Here is a 16,094-nt window from a genome sequence, read left to right as displayed (position 1 = left end):
CCCGTAGAATATATTCTAAAAAACAAAGGAAATCTACTTGTAATGCAACAAAATATCAAATTCTGCCGTGTATGCGGAAGGATTTGGGTTGCTTTGCATTTTTCTTTGTAATTTTGCCAGAAATTTAGTATACTATTTAACTGATGAAAGACTGGTGTTATGAGTTTGCTGCCAAATTGATCGGATTCTGTGTGTCTCGACTGCCGCGCCCAGTAACACTGACTATGGGTGGATGGTTAGGTGCTTTCATATTTCGGCTGGCATCCCAGCAAAGAAAATTGACATGTGAACATTTAAGGTGCAGCTTGATGCTCGTGGACGAACGCAGGGTCAAAGCAATAGCAAAACAGTGCTTCAAAAACTTAGGGAAAACTGTCATAGAGTTCATGCAGTTCCCACGCTTAGACAAGCAGCAGATTCAACGATATGTTACTTTTGAAGGGACTGAACATGTGGAGCAAGCGCTTGCAAAAGGGAAAGGGGCAATCATTCTAACTGGGCATTTTGGGAATTGGGAACTTCTCGCTGCGAGTATTTCCGCCACAGTTGCTCCTCTCACGCCTATTGTTCGTGAATTGCGTTCGCCTCGTTTGAACGCCTTGGTCTCCAGTTACCGAGAGAAAGCGGGATATGCTACTATTGATCGAGATACAGGGGTACGCCATGCCCTTCGGTGTCTCAAGCGTAACGAATTGCTTGGAATCGTTGCCGATGTAGATACAGCCGTGAACGGCGTTTTTGTCGATTTTTTCGGTCGACACGCCTATACGCCGTATAGCCCAGTTGCTATTGCCCTCAAAACAGGGGCGGCGATACTGCCAACGTTTATTATTCGTCAACCCAATGGCTCACACCGCGCAATTATTGAACCACCCTTGGCGTTGAAACGGACAGATACGAAAGAGAAAGATCTTGTTATCAATACACAGAGATTCACAAAAATCATTGAATCTTACATTCGACAATACCCAGCGCAGTGGATTTGGATGCATCGACGGTGGAAAACACAACCTTAGCAAGATCGGCGCGTGGTTGTCCGTTTGTCTGCTACTTTGCGTAATTTGTTGTAAAAACACAGACATCCCGGTCAGTGTAACTGACGAATCTGTAGAAGCGGTTCCAACACAGAAATTGGAAGGGTTTTCTACGCAACACACCGAGGCAGGCATTATTAAATGGACACTTGTCGGAGACGCTTCAACGTTCCATGGAAGTTACATTGAAGTGGAAAACCCGACTGTCGAAATTTTTGAAAATGGTGCCGTTTCTATCACTGTGAGTAGCCAGAAAGGCAAACAATTTCTCACGGGTGGCAAAAAGGACAATCTGCACCTCTCAGGTAACGTCGTCGGTATCGGTAAAGATGGCACCTTGTATACCGATACACTCCATTGGCAAAACCGGATGGGCAGACTATACGCTCCTGACGAAGCGACACTCGTACGCGGAGATTCCACTTGGGTCGGTGTAGAAATGTACGCAAATCCGACCCTGGAAACCGTAGAAATGAAAAACAATCAATTCAAACTTCACTCAAAAGATGAGAAAACGCATGAACACCATAAAACCCCAACTGAACCAGAGTAGGTACGAACACATATCTCAATTTCGCAAATTTTGTAATCTTTGCACATATATCGGTTTCCTAACCCTTTTTGTCTGTCTTGTCTCCCTGACTCTCGCCGCGGAGGACACGGCAACGGAAGAATCTTCTTCAGCCAGCAGTGTGGGAACGCCAACCACAGAGAACACTGAACAAGAAACCGGTGCTGCTGAAGTTACCGGTGCTCCAGTAGAAATGGCGAAAGAAATAATCACCGGCACCTCGAAAAGGATGGAAAGTTACGAGCAGGAAGGCATAACGATTCTTATTGGCGAAGCCAAGACGGTTCGGCGTAACGAGCAGGGAATTGAGATCGGGTTTCTCAACGCCGACAGAATCACCCTCAAGCGTGACTTAGAAACCGGAGATACAAAAGAAATCGTCGCTGAGGGCAATGTAGAAATCCGCGATCAAGATATCTTTGCTACCTGTGACCACGCTACCATGGACAACCTCACAAGTACTATTATCCTTAAAGATAACGTCGTCGTCTTACAAAATAAGGACCGGCTCGAAACTAAATTCTTTACTTTCAATCGGATAACAGGAAAACAGACTGCTGAGGGCGATGTCAAATTTAAGGTTACTGTTACACAAGCAGCACCGGTAACTACAGAAGAAACCGAAAACACTGAGAGTGGCGCAGAGACCAGCGAAGAAGAAACTTCTACAACTGCTCCTGAAGAAACTGGAGATCAGACTCAAGAAGACATCGACACTGAGACCAACACTGCTGAAGGTGATGCAGAAGAAGAAGAATCCGATGCAGATGCTGGCAACTCTGAGGATATGAATTCGGAAGAAGAAACTGATACGGATGCTGAAAATCCTGATGACGCAGATTCAAACACCGAAACGGAAGAATCTGAAGATAATTAAGATATAAGGAATGGTTGTCAGTGACAAGAAGGTGTTTTTGTGGATTTCCCGTGTTAAACGCAAATCTCTTAACTGAAAACTGAAAACCGATAACTCTTAAAAAAATCATGACAATAGAATTACAAGCACACAGACTCGTAAAACGTTATACACGACGTGGTCCCATCGTTGTTAACGAGGTAAGCCTGTCAGTCCAGCAGGGCGAAGTCGTCGGTTTACTCGGTCCCAACGGTGCCGGAAAATCGACCACATTTTACATGGTTGTAGGGTTGATCCGTCCGAATGCTGGTAGGATCACTTATGACAATAAGGACATCACCTTCTACCCTATGTATAAACGCGCGAGACTCGGCATCGGCTACCTTGCACAAGAGACATCAATTTTCCGTAAACTGACGGTTCAACAAAACATTGAGGCGATTCTCGAAGTACAAGGCGTACCGAAATCAGAACGGGAGCCTCGTATCCGTGAATTGACAGACGAACTCGGTATTTCAAATCTTTTATCACGCAAAGCATATACGCTTTCAGGGGGTGAGTGTCGTCGGGCAGAGATAGCACGAGCCCTCGCTGCACAACCCGATTTCATTTTACTTGATGAACCGCTTTCTGGAATAGATCCGATTGCTGTCGCTGACATTAAGCAGCTCATTGCACATTTGCGTGACCGCAACTTGGGGGTACTTATTACGGACCATAATGCCGCTGAAACTCTTGACATTGTTGATAGGGCATACATCATTGTTGACGGAAAAATTACCCTTACCGGAACGCCTATGGAACTCATAAACAGTGAGACTGCAAGAGATCTCTATTTTGGACACAATTTCTCCTATCGGCTGGGTAGCAACGCTCCTGGAACATCGACAGATTATTAGTTAGTTATTACTCAGAGAGGATTCCCTTTCTGAAAACCGATAACTGATAATCGGGAGATTTGATGAAATGTACAAAGCGCAACTTACCCAAACCCCTCAACTGACGCAGAAGAAGTCTATTACACCGAGGTTACAACAGGCACTTAAAGTGCTGAACATGCCGCTGCAGGAACTGAAACATTTCGTCGCCCAAGAACTCGAACAGAATCCATTCCTCGAACTCGAAGAAGACGATGAAACAGCACCGACCGCTGAGGAATTCGATCCGGCACTCGAATGGAGTGAACCGGAAGAAGATATTGATCGCGAAGATAGTACCATTGATATCGACTGGGAAGCTGCTTTTGAAGACCGTGTGTCCCTTAGTGAAGGGACGAACTCCAGATACTCAGACGCTGACGAGGAATCACTATCAGAGTTACCATACGAATGCTCGCTATACGATCATCTCGCCGAACAATTAGAACTTGCCCCTCTCCACATTATAGGATCAGAAACGGAACGCGCCATTGGGGAACAGATTCTCGGAAATCTAAACGATGACGGGAAATTGGAACTCAAATTGTTTCAAATCCCGTGCGAATTCCTGACAGAACTGGATCAAGAAAACCTTTCGCCGGAACTGCATAGGGTTATTCAGAAAAATTTACAAACGACCACAGGCAACAGGGACATCCAATTCTCAACAGATGCCACAATTACCGTGAAAAATACCGGGTACATCTCCATAGAAAACGGAGGTGTATGCCCGAATCGCGCGTGGAAAATTAACGATCCAGAGAATAAAAAAACGTATACGATTCTATACGAACAGACACCAATTCCCTACAAAGCAGCCCTTAACTTCTATCAACTGACATTGGAGGACATCGCCGAAGCAGTTGGGTGTGATACGCAACTCGTTGAAACTGTCCTTCGTAAGATACAAGATACCTTTGAACCCCTCGGTATAGCACATCGAGATGTTAGGGAAGCACTGATCATCCAGATCCGCAACCGGAAGCCAGAAGAAGGAGTGGATATAGCGTACGACTTGCAGATTTCTGATGTGGTCGAAGCAGAGAACAATACAACCCCTATAGTAGAATGTAACGCACCGCGTGATTTTTTACATAAAAATGTGCCTTTGCAGTGCCTTGCCCGAGAAGTCATTGAAAATCATTACGATGCCTTTTTGAATCAGCAATGGGATTGCATAGCGGAAACGCTAAAAGTTGACCTCACAGTGATTGATACAGTCGCAAAGTGGATAGGCAAACTATCGCCTTATCCGGGTCGCTACTTCACTGATCCAACAACTCGCTCGTTCAGAAAATCCTCCGTTACAGAGTTCGCCACACCGGACGTGGAGATACAATACCTTAACGGGAAATATCAAGCCATCTCTGTTGACAGTTACATACCACGCTTACAGATGAATCCTTATTATCTGAATTTGATGCGGAACCGTCAAGATACCTTAGACGCGGAGACAAAAGGATGGATAGAAAAGCGGTATCGTGATGCCTCAAATTTGCTCAACAGTCTCGCTCAGCGAGGCAGCACAATCACCCGAGTCACCGAAGCGATTTTTGAGGTGCAAGCGGAATTCCTAACACAGGGTGCTAAAAGTATTAAACCCCTAACGCTGAGAACCATCGCTCAAAAAGTAGGCATTCACGAGTCAACAGTTAGCCGGGTAACAAGCAACAAATACGTGCAAACTCCACACGGCATGTACCCACTCCGATTTTTCTTCAGCAATGAATTGGCAACTACACAAGGAGAAGGTGTCTCCGCCAAACAGGTGAAAAACCTCATTCAAGAGATGGTTGGTGCTGAGGCACCGAAGAAACCACTGAGCGACCAGGCAATTAGTAACGCCTTGAAGGCGAAGGGTATTTTGCTCGCGAGGCGAACTGTCCAAAAATATCGGGACGAATTAGGCATTCCTACATCACGTGAAAGGTCTGCTTCACCCGATAGCCCCCGTGCTGGCTGATTTCAGATTCCCTACAAGCAGGGATTCATTTTTTCAAATTATTCATAAAAGAAAAAATAGGAGGCTTGAAATGAAAGTAACGTACTCCGGACATAACTTAAAGATTACCGATGACATTCACGCATACATCCTCAAGCGTGCCGATAAAATCGAATCACGTTTCGACGGGATGCAGGAACTAAATGTGGTGCTTAAATCCGAGAAGCATCGTTTTGATGCTGAGATGATAGTGACAGCGCCACGCGTATCGTTCTATGCAAAAAGCGAGACACATGAGATTTTATCTGCATTGGACAGCGTTACAGATAAGATCGTCAGCCAGATCCGACGATACAGGGATAGAGTGAAAGACAGACGACATAACGCACCGCACCGAGAAGTGGTGGAGCGACTCAATCCAAACATGGAAGAAACATTGCCAGAAGTTGATACTGATGATGCCCCGGTTGTTGTGTCAACACAAGACAAATTTGCGTCGAAACCCCTGACTGTAGCAGAAGCGACAATGGAACTTCAAGCCTCAAATTCGGACTTTCTTCTTTTTTTAAACGCTGAAACTCGACAGGTAAATCTACTCTATGAAATGGAAAAGGGAAAATACGGGTGGGTAGAACCCCTCTTTGCCTAATGGTTATCTCTGTAGGGGCGAGGTCACCTCGCCCGCACGGGTTGGGAAACCCAACCCCTACATATTTCAGGGCAGCGATCAATTGTTACAAACCACTTTTAACGGACAACTCTCATTGCGAGGCAAACTAAAAACTGCAAATATGAGGAATGGTTATCAATTATCAGTTCTAAGAGGAACCGTTCTTAAACGAAAATCTCTTAACCGATAACTGACAACTAAAAAAATGACAAATCTTCCGAAAACCTATACCCCTCAGGAAATTGAGGGGAAATGGTACCAATTTTGGCAGAAAAACGGCTACTTCCACGCGGAGGCGACTTCTGAAAAACCGCCTTACGCGATCGTGATCCCGCCACCGAATATTACGGGCAGCCTACACATTGGGCACGCGCTTGATAATACACTCCAGGATTGCCTCATCCGATGGCGGCGCATGCAAGGGTATAACACGCTCTGGATGCCCGGTACCGATCACGCAGGTATCATGACTGAGCTCATCATGGAGCGAAATCTCGTTGATGAAGGCACCAGTAGGATCGCGCTCGGCAGAGAAAAGTTTGTCGAACGGATGTGGCAGTGGAAAGCGGAAACTAGCGATTATATTATCTCTCAACTCCAACGGATCGGATGCTCCTGCGATTGGGCGCGGGAGCGGTTCACTTATGATGAAGGGTTCGTTACAGCAGTAAATACTGCCTTTGTTCAGCTTTACAATCAAGGACTTATCTATCGCGATACTTATATGGCAAACTGGTGTCCGAATTGTAACACTGTCTTAAGTAACCTTGAGGTCGAACCTATTGAGATAGATGGATACTTTTATCACATCCATTACCCAATCAGGGACAGTGATGTCGTACTTGAAATTGCCACAACACGTCCAGAAACGATGTTGGGGGACACCGCTGTTGCTGTGCATCCTGACGATGAACGCTACCAACATCTGATAGGAAAGACGGCACTCCTACCGCTCTGTGACAGAGAAATTCCGATAATCGCAGACGCTTATGTAGATAGAGAATTCGGCACCGGTGCCCTCAAAGTTACACCCGCGCACGATACCAACGACTACGAAATCGGCGGACGACACAACCTCGAACAGCTCACGATTTTCACACGAGATGGATACATAAACGAAAATGCACCTGAGAAATACGTCGGTTTAGCACGATGGGATTGTCGCAAACGGGTCGTTGCAGATTTGCAAGATTCGGATTATCTCGTCAAAATTGTACCGCATCGGCACGCCGTTGGACATCATGATCGGTGCGGCACGATTGTCGAACCCACTATATCGCTGCAATGGTTCATGAATGTCCGTCCGCTCGCGCAGCGCGCCATTGAAGCAACCCAAAAAGGTGAAGTAAAGTTTATCCCAGAACGGGAAACAGCGCGCTTCTACCACTGGATGGAAAACATCGAGCCGTGGCCCATCTCACGCCAACGGTGGTGGGGACATCGACTCCCAATATGGTATTGTAACGCATGTGAGGCAGTCGTCGCAGCAATGGAAGCTCCTCAGCAATGTGAGTGTGGTGCCACCAATTTTCATCAGGAAGAAGACGTTTTAGACACATGGTTCAGCTCTGGGTTGTGGCCCTTCTCTACAATGGGATGGCCAGAAAAAACGGAAGAACTGAAAACCTTTTATCCGACCTCCGTTCTTGTAAGCGGCTGGGACATTCTATTTTTCTGGGTGGCGAGAATGATTATGTTAGGATTAGGGTGTATGGACGAAGTTCCGTTCCGTACTGTCTATCTACACGGGCTTGTCGCCGATGAAAAGGGGCAGAAAATGAGCAAATCGAAGGGAAATAGCATCGATCCGTTGGAAACGATTGACACCTACGGAACAGATGCATTCCGATTCGCACTCGCAAGCACAAGCACCCCAATTCCCTATGTCCCGCTTCAAGAACCTCAGATTGAAGCAGGCAGGCGATTTGCTAACAAAATTTGGAATGCCGCTCGGTTCATTTTGATGAATTTAGAGAAACACCCGGTTCCTACAGAAACGGAAGCTCTGAAAACTACAGAGGAAACATTAGAAATCACGTGGATACGGAGTCGTCTTAGCCATACCATCAAGACAGCAACCGATGCCCTTGAAAATTTCCGGTTCTATGAAGTAGCACAAACACTCTATGCCTTCCTTTGGCATGAATTCTGTGATTGGTATCTGGAATTCGCCAAACAGCGGATCGCGCAAGATGAACCAGAGGCACTCTGGGTAGCCGCCGATGTTTTAGAGCAGACAATGCGACTCCTTCACCCGCTCATGCCCTTCTTAACCGAAGAGATCTGGCAACAACTCCCTCACGGTGGTGGAAGAGAAGAAGGCTCTGTAACAGTTTCCTCTTGGCCAGAACCGATAGCGGAAAATCCGACAGCGGAAACCACGATGACTACGCTAATGGAAGTCATTGATAGTGTTCGTAGTATTAGAGGTGAGTTGAACGTTCCAATCGGGGCATCTGTAGACGTTCACATCCAATCACCAGAGGCTGAGGTGCGTCAACGCCTGGAAACATATCTCGCACGGTACTTGCCCGCTTTCACAAAAGTAGCAGACATTACTATCGCCGAATCACTGCCGAAACCCACTGCCTCAGCGGAAGCAGTGATCGGTGAGCTTGCCATCTATATTCCCCTTGCTGACATCATTGATTTGGAGGCGGAATACGCGAGACTCAGCAAACGGCATCAACAGGCAGTTAAAGACGTTGCAGCAGCACAGAAGACTTTAGATAACCCAAACTTCATTCAGCGCGCCCCCGAAAAAGTTGTCGAACAAAAAAGAGCGCAACTCGCGCGGCTAATGATGGAGCAGGAAAAATTAGCACGGAGCCTCACAATGCTCACCGAATCAGGAAGTGAAAATGGCGATTGAAAACAATGACAACTGCTTTGTTTGCGGCATGAAAAATCCGTTCGGCTTTCAGGTGAAACCTGAAATTATAGATGGCGGGGCATCTGTTCGCATTGAATGTACGCCCAATGAACATTTACAAGGTTGGGCAAATATTCTACACGGCGGCATCCTCAGCACGCTATTAGATGAAGCGATTACTTATGTCGGAATAGGCACCTTTGATCAACCCGCGGTAACAGCACAACTTGAAGTCCGTTTTCGCAAACCATCACCAACCGGTGTGAAACTCCATGTATGTGCACAGCGTATTAAGGTTTCCAAAAGGTTAGTCGAGGCGAAAGCAGAGGTGACACTCAGTGATGGTACCCTCATTGCTACGGGTACTGGTAAGGTCGTACCGGTTGGTGAGAGTTTCGCACCTCACTCACCAACGCCATAAGCGTCTACCTGAAAAAAGTGCAACAGAAAAGTTGAAGAAACACTTTTGCGGAATAATTATCAGTTTTCAGTAACCCATTTGTGGAATTGAAAACGTCTGCGAGGACCACACGTTTAACTGACGACTGATTGCGAGGTTTACCTGTCTATCAAAGAAACTTATGGAAAATTCAACATCTGCGATGAATCCAAAAGGGCATCCAAATTGGGACACGGATGTTCTCATCATCGGTAGCGGTGCTGCAGGGTTACGTGCTGCTCTTGCTGCGAGTGAGCATGCGAATGTGACGTTAATCACCAAAACTACGCTGACAGAGAGCAACACACACTACGCCCAAGGCGGTATCGCAGTTGCCATGAATCTTGATGACACGATCGCCTTGCACATAAAGGACACCTGCGATGCAGGTGCTGGACTCTGTGATGTTGAAGCTGTTGAGATGATGGTATCTGAAGGCATTCCACGCGTCGCCGAACTTTTAGATTGGGGTGCAAACTTTGATTGGGAAGGTACGCTCCCGCGCTTCACGCAAGAAGCCGCGCACAGTCGTCGCCGTATCGTCCACAAAGGGGACGCAACCGGACGCGAAACAACGGATGTTCTCATTCAGCGTGTCCTTAACACTGAACGCATTCATGTCCTGCAAAACACATTTGCTATTGACCTTTTAACGGATGCAGACGTTGCAAAGGAGCGTGGAGAACCTGTTACATGCTACGGTGTTACTGCAATTGTAGAAGAAGAAGTCGTTTGTATTCGTGCGAAAGCCACAATACTCGCGACTGGTGGTCTCGGACGTGTCTATCCCTGTACCTCTAACCCAAAAGTGGCAACAGGCGATGGATTCGCTGCAGCATGGCGCGCTGGATGCGAAATGGTTGATATGGAATTCGTTCAGTTCCATCCAACGACGCTCTACTTAGATGGTGCCCCCAACTTCTTAATCTCTGAAGCGGTCCGTGGTGAAGGTGGCCGACTCATTAACATTCGTGGTGAACGCTTTATGGAGAAATATCACGAAAAAGGCGAACTCGCACCACGTGATGTCGTTAGCCGTGCCAACCAGAAAGAGATGGAGTTGACTGCATTCCCATGCGTCTACCTTGACATCACCGACAAACCTGCCGAGTTTATCCACGAGCGATTTCCAACCATCTCTGATACTACCAAACGCTACGGATTAGATATAAGCATTGACTTAATTCCCGTCCGTCCCGGTGCTCACTTTATGATGGGTGGCATCCGCACGAATACCGATACAGAAACGAACCTTAAAGGGCTTTACGCGTGTGGTGAAGTGGCATGCACTGGCGTGCACGGGGCAAACCGTTTGGCGAGCAACTCTCTGCTGGAATGCCTCGTTTATGGGACCCGCGCTGGTACAAACGCAGCAACTTTTGCAAATAGTCATCAGCCATCAGTTATCAGTCGTCAGTTACAAGACGCGGCTGGAGCTGCCACGAGAGATTCTTTAACTGATAACCGAAAACTGAAAACCGATAACTATTCTATAGAAGCGGTAAAGGATGTGATCCAGGAAACGCTCTGGGAAAATGTGAGTATTGAACGAAACGGCGAAGGTTTAAGACAAACCCTCGCCGAATTGGAAGATTTAGCGGTGCATTTAGAAGAGGTGCGAGCAGCACCAGAAATGACAGCTATCCGGGTGATCGAAACGGTTAATATGCTTGATGTTGCTTTGATGATAACACAATCTGCCCTTATGCGGACTGAAAGTCGCGGTGCACACTACCGTGCTGACTGTCCGACACAAGACGATACGAATTGGCACCACCGTATCCTTATGACACACGATAACTCACCAGAAGTAATCCCCTTATAGCAAAACACGAAGTTACGATTTAGGGACAACTTTTAAAAACCTTCTAACCGCTTTTCTCCGATTTCCGTTGCTGAATTCATGGCAGGCGGTTCTTTCGTTTTTCCATAAAGTGCAACATAGCGGTCGTGGCTGTCAATGACCTTCTTGATATGAAGTCGGGTCTCTCGGATCGTAATTTTCTCAACAAATTCATCAATGTCCTTAATATTCTTGGATTTCACCCACCGTCTCATTCGTCCGGGACCACCGTTATATGCACCGATTACGAGCATCGCGTTGTCATCAAACCACGAGTTGAGGTCTCCTATATACTTCGTCCCCATCCGAATATTAACATCGGGCTGCTTAAGCATTGAGGTTCGGAAGCGACGAATTTTGAGTTGCTGTGCGAGCTCCCTTCCAGTCGCTGGCATAATCTGCATCAGTCCAATCGCGCCTGCCCAACTAACTGCCGCTGCATTGTATCGACTCTCTTCCAGAATCATTGCGGCAACTAAGAAAGTGTCTACGTTATATAATTTCGCATATTTTTCAACCGTATCAGCATAGTAGCGTGGATAGAGTTTCTGCTGAAGGGTCTCTAAATCCACACGCGTTGCATTTGCAAAAGCAGGGTTTTTAAGGGACTGTTCCGTTGCTTTTCTCGCTTTATCGTACATCGCGAGTCCCTCATAACAGGTGATCAAATCATAAAAACACTTTCGTTCGGAGAGCGGAGTTGTATTGATATGTTCGTTCAATTGTGTGATTGCGTCGTCATAGAGCCGAAGTTCCATCAACACTGACACCTGTGGTGGGCATTCCGCACGTGCTGGCAATTTTGCATCCTGAACGGCTTTTGGATCTAACGCAGGTATAGAAATATCCAAGATCACCTTCGCCCTTGCTGTGTAGTACCAATAATCCGCCTCTGCGACTTCTTTATACAACTTGTGTGCAAGGGCAGGCTTGTTTTGACGTTCGCGGATCTTCGCCATCCAAAAGTGCGCGCCCATCGCATAGCGATTTCCGGGGAAGTTTTCTTTCAACACCTTGAACGCATTGTAACTTTCTTCATAACGACGCTCGTCAAAACGCTTCCAACCGGTTCGCCATGCGGCAACATCCGCGTAAGGACTCTTAGGTGCGACCTTAATCAAGCGTGAATACGCATCAAGTGCTAACTCCGATTTGCCCTGCTTTTCGCGGAGCTGTGCAATATCGTACAATGCATCATCCACTAACTCACTCCAAGCATAAGTCTTCACAAAATTCTCAAGTCGAGTAATAGCAGTTCTAATATGTCCTTTCCGACGATAACATTGAGCTATTTGATAAGTAGCACGCGTAATATACTTATTCTTATCACCCAGTGCAATCACAGCCTCAAACCTCTTAATCGCTGTATTATACCACTTTCGTCCCTGATAACTCTGTCCGATAAGATAGAGCGCATGTGCTCGTAGATTGAACTCCACAGTTTTAGGAATTAATTCCAATTCTGCCACGGCAGCCCGCCACTGCTTATGAGAAAAAAAGACTAAACCACAATTAAGCCGATCCGTCGGAGTAAGCTTTAGAGTTTTATTGGTCCTCACAAGTTGTTTGAGTCGACCGAGTGCCTCCTCTGCGACACCATCGGAGTGTTTCTCTGTAATAAGTTCGCGATAAGCCTCGAACGCTGCGGAAATGTCACCAAATTCTTCATTACAGCGTGCCAAGCCGAAGTTGACCGCTCTCGCATAGTGTGGATGATCGACGAGATCCACCAAGTGTGGTTTCGCCGCCGCATACTTTTTCTGCTCCAGATGCAGCTGCGATAAAGCCCACTTTGCCTTTAAGAGATAAAAACTTGTAGGATAATCTTCAACAAGCTGCGCGTACCACTTTATCGCCCGCGTGTTGTTATTCATATCTTCGTAAAGTTTTGCTAAGCGATAAACAGCATAATCCGCCAGCGGATAACTCCGCGTGGCAACTCGTGCGTAGTGACCAACCGCTTTCGGACGGTTCCGAAGCTTCTCATAGTTATAGCCGAGTGCATGATGAATTTCAAGCTTTTCTGACTCAGACAAGTCGGTTTGCAATAAAGCCTCCAGTTTCAGGACTGCTTTTCTGCGGTTACCTTTATCAACCAATGCGAAAGCCTCTTGCCATGCAGCACTACGAACCTCATCAGCTGAAACCGATATTCCGATGGATAAGCAGCCGTAAACCAGCGCGAGCAAACCTAAAAAAAACTTTTGGATTATGATAGTATCTAACGCAGCACTCAAACCTATTTTTCTGCTGGATCGTATTCGGTTTCTGCGAAAAAACTTCAAATATTTCATTTCGCCCTTTTTTGGGTCCTCCTCATGTCAGTTCCTGCGGATTCAATTGAAATGAACATAGATTTTTCTTGACTCCATTATCATAATGATATTGTAACGTTTCTTAAAGACGAAAAGCAACAAAAAAGTGAACAAACCAGCAAAAATATGGAGAACTAAGTGAACCTGCGAATTTTATAAATTCGGTTGTCAAATTGGATATATTATGTTATACTTACTGCAGTTAACCAAATTGTCCCTTGAAATAAAGGAGAAATCGCAATGGAAATTGTAGCATTAGGAAAAACAGGTTTAAACGTTTCACGGCTTTCAATTGGAACCGGATCAAATGGTTGGAATGGTCGTTCAAATCAGACAGATTTAGGATTTGAAACGTTCCGGGACCTATTGCTGTTTTCTTATGAAAAAGGTGTAAAGTTTTGGGATTCCGCCGACCAGTACGGAAGTCACCCACACGTCAAGGCAGCCCTGAAAGAATTACCGCGTGAGAGTGTCACTATCACCACAAAAACTACATCTCGAACGCGAGAGACCGTAGAAGCAGACGTAAAGCGATTTCTCAAAGAAATCGGCTCTGATTATGTGGATATTGTACTGCTCCACTGTCTCACGCAGGTAGACTGGCCACAACGCTATCCAGATGCTATGGAAGCACTCGCACGTTGTAAGGAACAGGGATTGATTCGGGCGCACGGCGTATCTTGTCACGACTACGGTGCGTTCCAAACCTCCGCGATGACAGAATGGGTCGAAGTTGTGTTGGCACGGATTAATCACGCCGGGGTTAGCATGGACGCATCGCCTGCTGATGTTATCCGAACAATGGAACAGATGGCATTTGCTGGCAAGGGTATTTACGGTATGAAAGTCTTAGGTATGGGGAAACTGGCACAAGATGCGGAGAGCCAGCGGGAAGCAATTGAATTTGTGATGGGGCTTCCATGTGTACACGCGATGACCATCGGTATGACTTCTGAGAGTGAAGTGGAAGCGAATGTTGCTGTCGTTAACGAACTGTCGGAGAAGGGTATTTAGAGGTTGAATCCACATTTACCGAACCGCAAGGAACATTAAAGATGCGGAGTTAGTAGGTTGGCGCATCTGCGGCAAATACCGTAGCCCGTAACGCAGTGGAGGGCGGATATACGGAAAGGTGCTTGGGCAGTTGAATCCACGCTTACCGAACCGCAAGGTAAATTAAAAATATGGAAAAATATGAGATAGTTATTGGATTGGAAATCCACGCGGAATTGTGCACAGAGAGTAAACTCTTCTGTAATTGTGCTTATACTTTCGGGGCAGCGGCGAACGATTGCACCTGCCCGATCTGCTTGGGGATGCCGGGAACATTACCGGTCATCAATAGACGCGCGGTAGAGTTCGCGGTTCGCGCAGGCTTGGCGATGGAGTGTGAAATCACCGCTTCCAGTAAATTTGATCGGAAGAACTATTTCTATCCTGACCTGCCGAAGAACTACCAAATTTCGCAATACGACATCCCTTTGTGCCAAAACGGACAAGTAACATTTGAATTTGAAGAGGAAACTCGCACTGTTGCCCTTCGTAGAATTCACTTGGAAGAGGATGCTGGGAAATCCATCCATGCCGAAGTCACTGGCGATCCAACCCGTAGTTTTATGGATTTCAACCGTGCTGGGGTGCCCCTCCTTGAAATCGTCAGTGAACCGGAACTCCACTCTCCCGAAGAGGCTATTGCCTATTGCCGTGCTGTTAAGGAAATTTTAGAATATATTGAAGTCAGCGACTGCAACATGGAAGAGGGAAGCCTGCGATGCGAGCCGAATCTCTCCCTGCGACCCAAGGGCAGTAAAGAACTCGGTACACGCACAGAGATTAAGAATAAAAACTCATTCCAAAAGTTGATCGAAGCAATGGAGTACGAGGTAAAACGGCAGGCGCGAATTTTAGATGCAGGTGAGGAAGTTGTCCAAGAGACACTCCTGTTTGACGCAAGTACGGGCAAAACCGTTGCGATGCGTGGTAAGGAAGAAGCGGACGATTACCGCTACTTCCCTGAACCGGATCTCGTCCATGTCGAAATAAGAGACGAATGGGTTGAGGAAATTCAGCCAACACTCCCCGAACTCCCCGCTGCCCGCCGAGAGCGTTTCATTTCAGACTACGACATCTCGTCCGAAAACGCCGAATTCCTGACCAGTACCCGACAACTCGCTGAGTTCTTTGACGAAGCTGCCCAACTCAGTGGTGAACCTAACGCCTGTGCAAACTGGATGATGGGAGACTTGACACGTCTACTTAACACGGTGGAAATTGAGATTCAAGACTCAAAGGTTACGCCAGCACACCTCAATGAACTCATCCAGTTAATCGAAGATGCGACCATCAGCGGTAAAATCGCTAAATCCGTGCTTGACGACGCATTTGCGTCAGGCAAAATGCCGAAAGAGATTGTTTCGGAAAAAGGGTTAGCGCAGATTACGGATACCTCGGAAATAGAAGCGATCGTCTTACAAGTTGTAGAGGAAAACCCCGGTCCCGCCCAAGATTACCGAGACGGCACGAAAAAAGCGATTGGATTTCTTGTAGGTCAGGTGATGCGTGCCACTCGCGGAAAGGCGAACCCACAACTCGTGAATCAGATTTTGGCGCGGGTTTTATCGACAGATTGAGGGCC

The 16,094-nt window shown here is 46.6% G+C and carries 12 protein-coding genes; 11 read left to right on the top strand and 1 reads right to left on the bottom strand.

From position 1 onward, the window contains the following. The first annotated feature begins 143 nt into the window (after positions 1-143). From OXH39_19185 to nadB, 9 genes are all read left to right on the top strand, one after another. On the top strand, positions 144-1,016 hold the full coding sequence (locus OXH39_19185; GenBank protein ID MCY3552585.1) for a lysophospholipid acyltransferase family protein: 873 nt from the start codon (positions 144-146) through the stop codon (positions 1,014-1,016). Then, complete coding sequence (lptC, locus tag OXH39_19180; protein ID MCY3552584.1) at positions 946-1,587, top strand: LPS export ABC transporter periplasmic protein LptC; 642 nt, start codon at positions 946-948, stop codon at positions 1,585-1,587. The genes OXH39_19185 and lptC overlap by 71 nt, the downstream gene beginning before the upstream one ends. Next, positions 1,553-2,482, top strand: coding sequence for a hypothetical protein (locus tag OXH39_19175; protein ID MCY3552583.1), 930 nt, complete (start codon positions 1,553-1,555; stop codon positions 2,480-2,482). Before lptC ends, OXH39_19175 begins: the two co-directional genes overlap by 35 nt. A gap of 107 nt (positions 2,483-2,589) precedes the next feature. Further along, positions 2,590-3,360, top strand: coding sequence for an LPS export ABC transporter ATP-binding protein (gene lptB / locus OXH39_19170; GenBank protein ID MCY3552582.1), 771 nt, complete (start codon positions 2,590-2,592; stop codon positions 3,358-3,360). A 67-nt stretch (positions 3,361-3,427) separates the two neighbouring features. After that, positions 3,428-5,341 carry a hypothetical protein gene (locus OXH39_19165; protein ID MCY3552581.1) on the top strand — a complete coding sequence of 638 codons (1,914 nt, stop codon included), beginning with the start codon at positions 3,428-3,430 and terminating at the stop codon, positions 5,339-5,341. Positions 5,342-5,411: 70 nt separating this feature from the next. Next, positions 5,412-5,969, top strand: a complete 558-nt coding sequence (gene raiA / locus OXH39_19160) for a ribosome-associated translation inhibitor RaiA (GenBank protein MCY3552580.1) — start codon at positions 5,412-5,414, stop codon at positions 5,967-5,969. Between the two features lie 226 nt (positions 5,970-6,195). Continuing rightward, positions 6,196-8,862, top strand: a complete 2,667-nt coding sequence (locus tag OXH39_19155; protein MCY3552579.1) for a valine--tRNA ligase — start codon at positions 6,196-6,198, stop codon at positions 8,860-8,862. Then, positions 8,852-9,283, top strand: coding sequence for a PaaI family thioesterase (locus tag OXH39_19150; protein MCY3552578.1), 432 nt, complete (start codon positions 8,852-8,854; stop codon positions 9,281-9,283). Before OXH39_19155 ends, OXH39_19150 begins: the two co-directional genes overlap by 11 nt. 160 nt (positions 9,284-9,443) lie before the next feature. Then, the gene (nadB, locus tag OXH39_19145) at positions 9,444-11,126 is read left to right on the top strand and encodes an L-aspartate oxidase (GenBank protein MCY3552577.1); all 1,683 of its coding nucleotides are present in this window, start codon (positions 9,444-9,446) and stop codon (positions 11,124-11,126) included. A 32-nt stretch (positions 11,127-11,158) separates the two neighbouring features. On the opposite strand, the gene OXH39_19140 is transcribed toward nadB, so the two are convergent. Continuing rightward, positions 11,159-13,381: a transglycosylase SLT domain-containing protein gene (locus OXH39_19140; GenBank protein ID MCY3552576.1), complete on the bottom strand. Its 2,223-nt coding sequence runs from the start codon at positions 13,379-13,381 to the stop codon at positions 11,159-11,161. Positions 13,382-13,699: 318 nt separating this feature from the next. Between OXH39_19140 and OXH39_19135 the strand changes: the two genes are divergently transcribed. Together OXH39_19135 and gatB are read left to right on the top strand one after the other, a co-directional pair. Next, entirely contained in the window at positions 13,700-14,473 is a 774-nt protein-coding gene (locus OXH39_19135) for an aldo/keto reductase (protein ID MCY3552575.1), read from the top strand. A gap of 170 nt (positions 14,474-14,643) precedes the next feature. After that, the gene (gatB, locus tag OXH39_19130; GenBank protein MCY3552574.1) at positions 14,644-16,089 is read left to right on the top strand and encodes an Asp-tRNA(Asn)/Glu-tRNA(Gln) amidotransferase subunit GatB; all 1,446 of its coding nucleotides are present in this window, start codon (positions 14,644-14,646) and stop codon (positions 16,087-16,089) included. Positions 16,090-16,094 lie beyond the last annotated feature (5 nt).

The sequence above is a fragment of the Candidatus Poribacteria bacterium genome, assembly GCA_026702755.1.
GTDB lineage: Bacteria > Poribacteria > WGA-4E > WGA-4E > WGA-3G > WGA-3G.
The sequence above is the reverse complement of the archived record's forward strand: the minus strand, read 5'-3'. Positions and strand labels throughout refer to the sequence as shown.

Bases quoted from the DNA above. Each gene is read 5' to 3' on its own strand.
- OXH39_19185 (MCY3552585.1), top strand. From the start codon at position 144: ATGAAAGACTGGTGTTATGAGTTTGCTGCCAAATTGATCGGATTCTGT.
- OXH39_19175 (MCY3552583.1), top strand. From the start codon at position 1,553: ATGAACACCATAAAACCCCAACTGAACCAGAGTAGGTACGAACACATA.
- lptB (MCY3552582.1), top strand. From the start codon at position 2,590: ATGACAATAGAATTACAAGCACACAGACTCGTAAAACGTTATACACGA.
- OXH39_19165 (MCY3552581.1), top strand. From the start codon at position 3,428: ATGTACAAAGCGCAACTTACCCAAACCCCTCAACTGACGCAGAAGAAG.
- raiA (MCY3552580.1), top strand. From the start codon at position 5,412: ATGAAAGTAACGTACTCCGGACATAACTTAAAGATTACCGATGACATT.
- OXH39_19155 (MCY3552579.1), top strand. From the start codon at position 6,196: ATGACAAATCTTCCGAAAACCTATACCCCTCAGGAAATTGAGGGGAAA.
- OXH39_19150 (MCY3552578.1), top strand. From the start codon at position 8,852: ATGGCGATTGAAAACAATGACAACTGCTTTGTTTGCGGCATGAAAAAT.
- nadB (MCY3552577.1), top strand. From the start codon at position 9,444: ATGGAAAATTCAACATCTGCGATGAATCCAAAAGGGCATCCAAATTGG.
- OXH39_19135 (MCY3552575.1), top strand. From the start codon at position 13,700: ATGGAAATTGTAGCATTAGGAAAAACAGGTTTAAACGTTTCACGGCTT.
- gatB (MCY3552574.1), top strand. From the start codon at position 14,644: ATGGAAAAATATGAGATAGTTATTGGATTGGAAATCCACGCGGAATTG.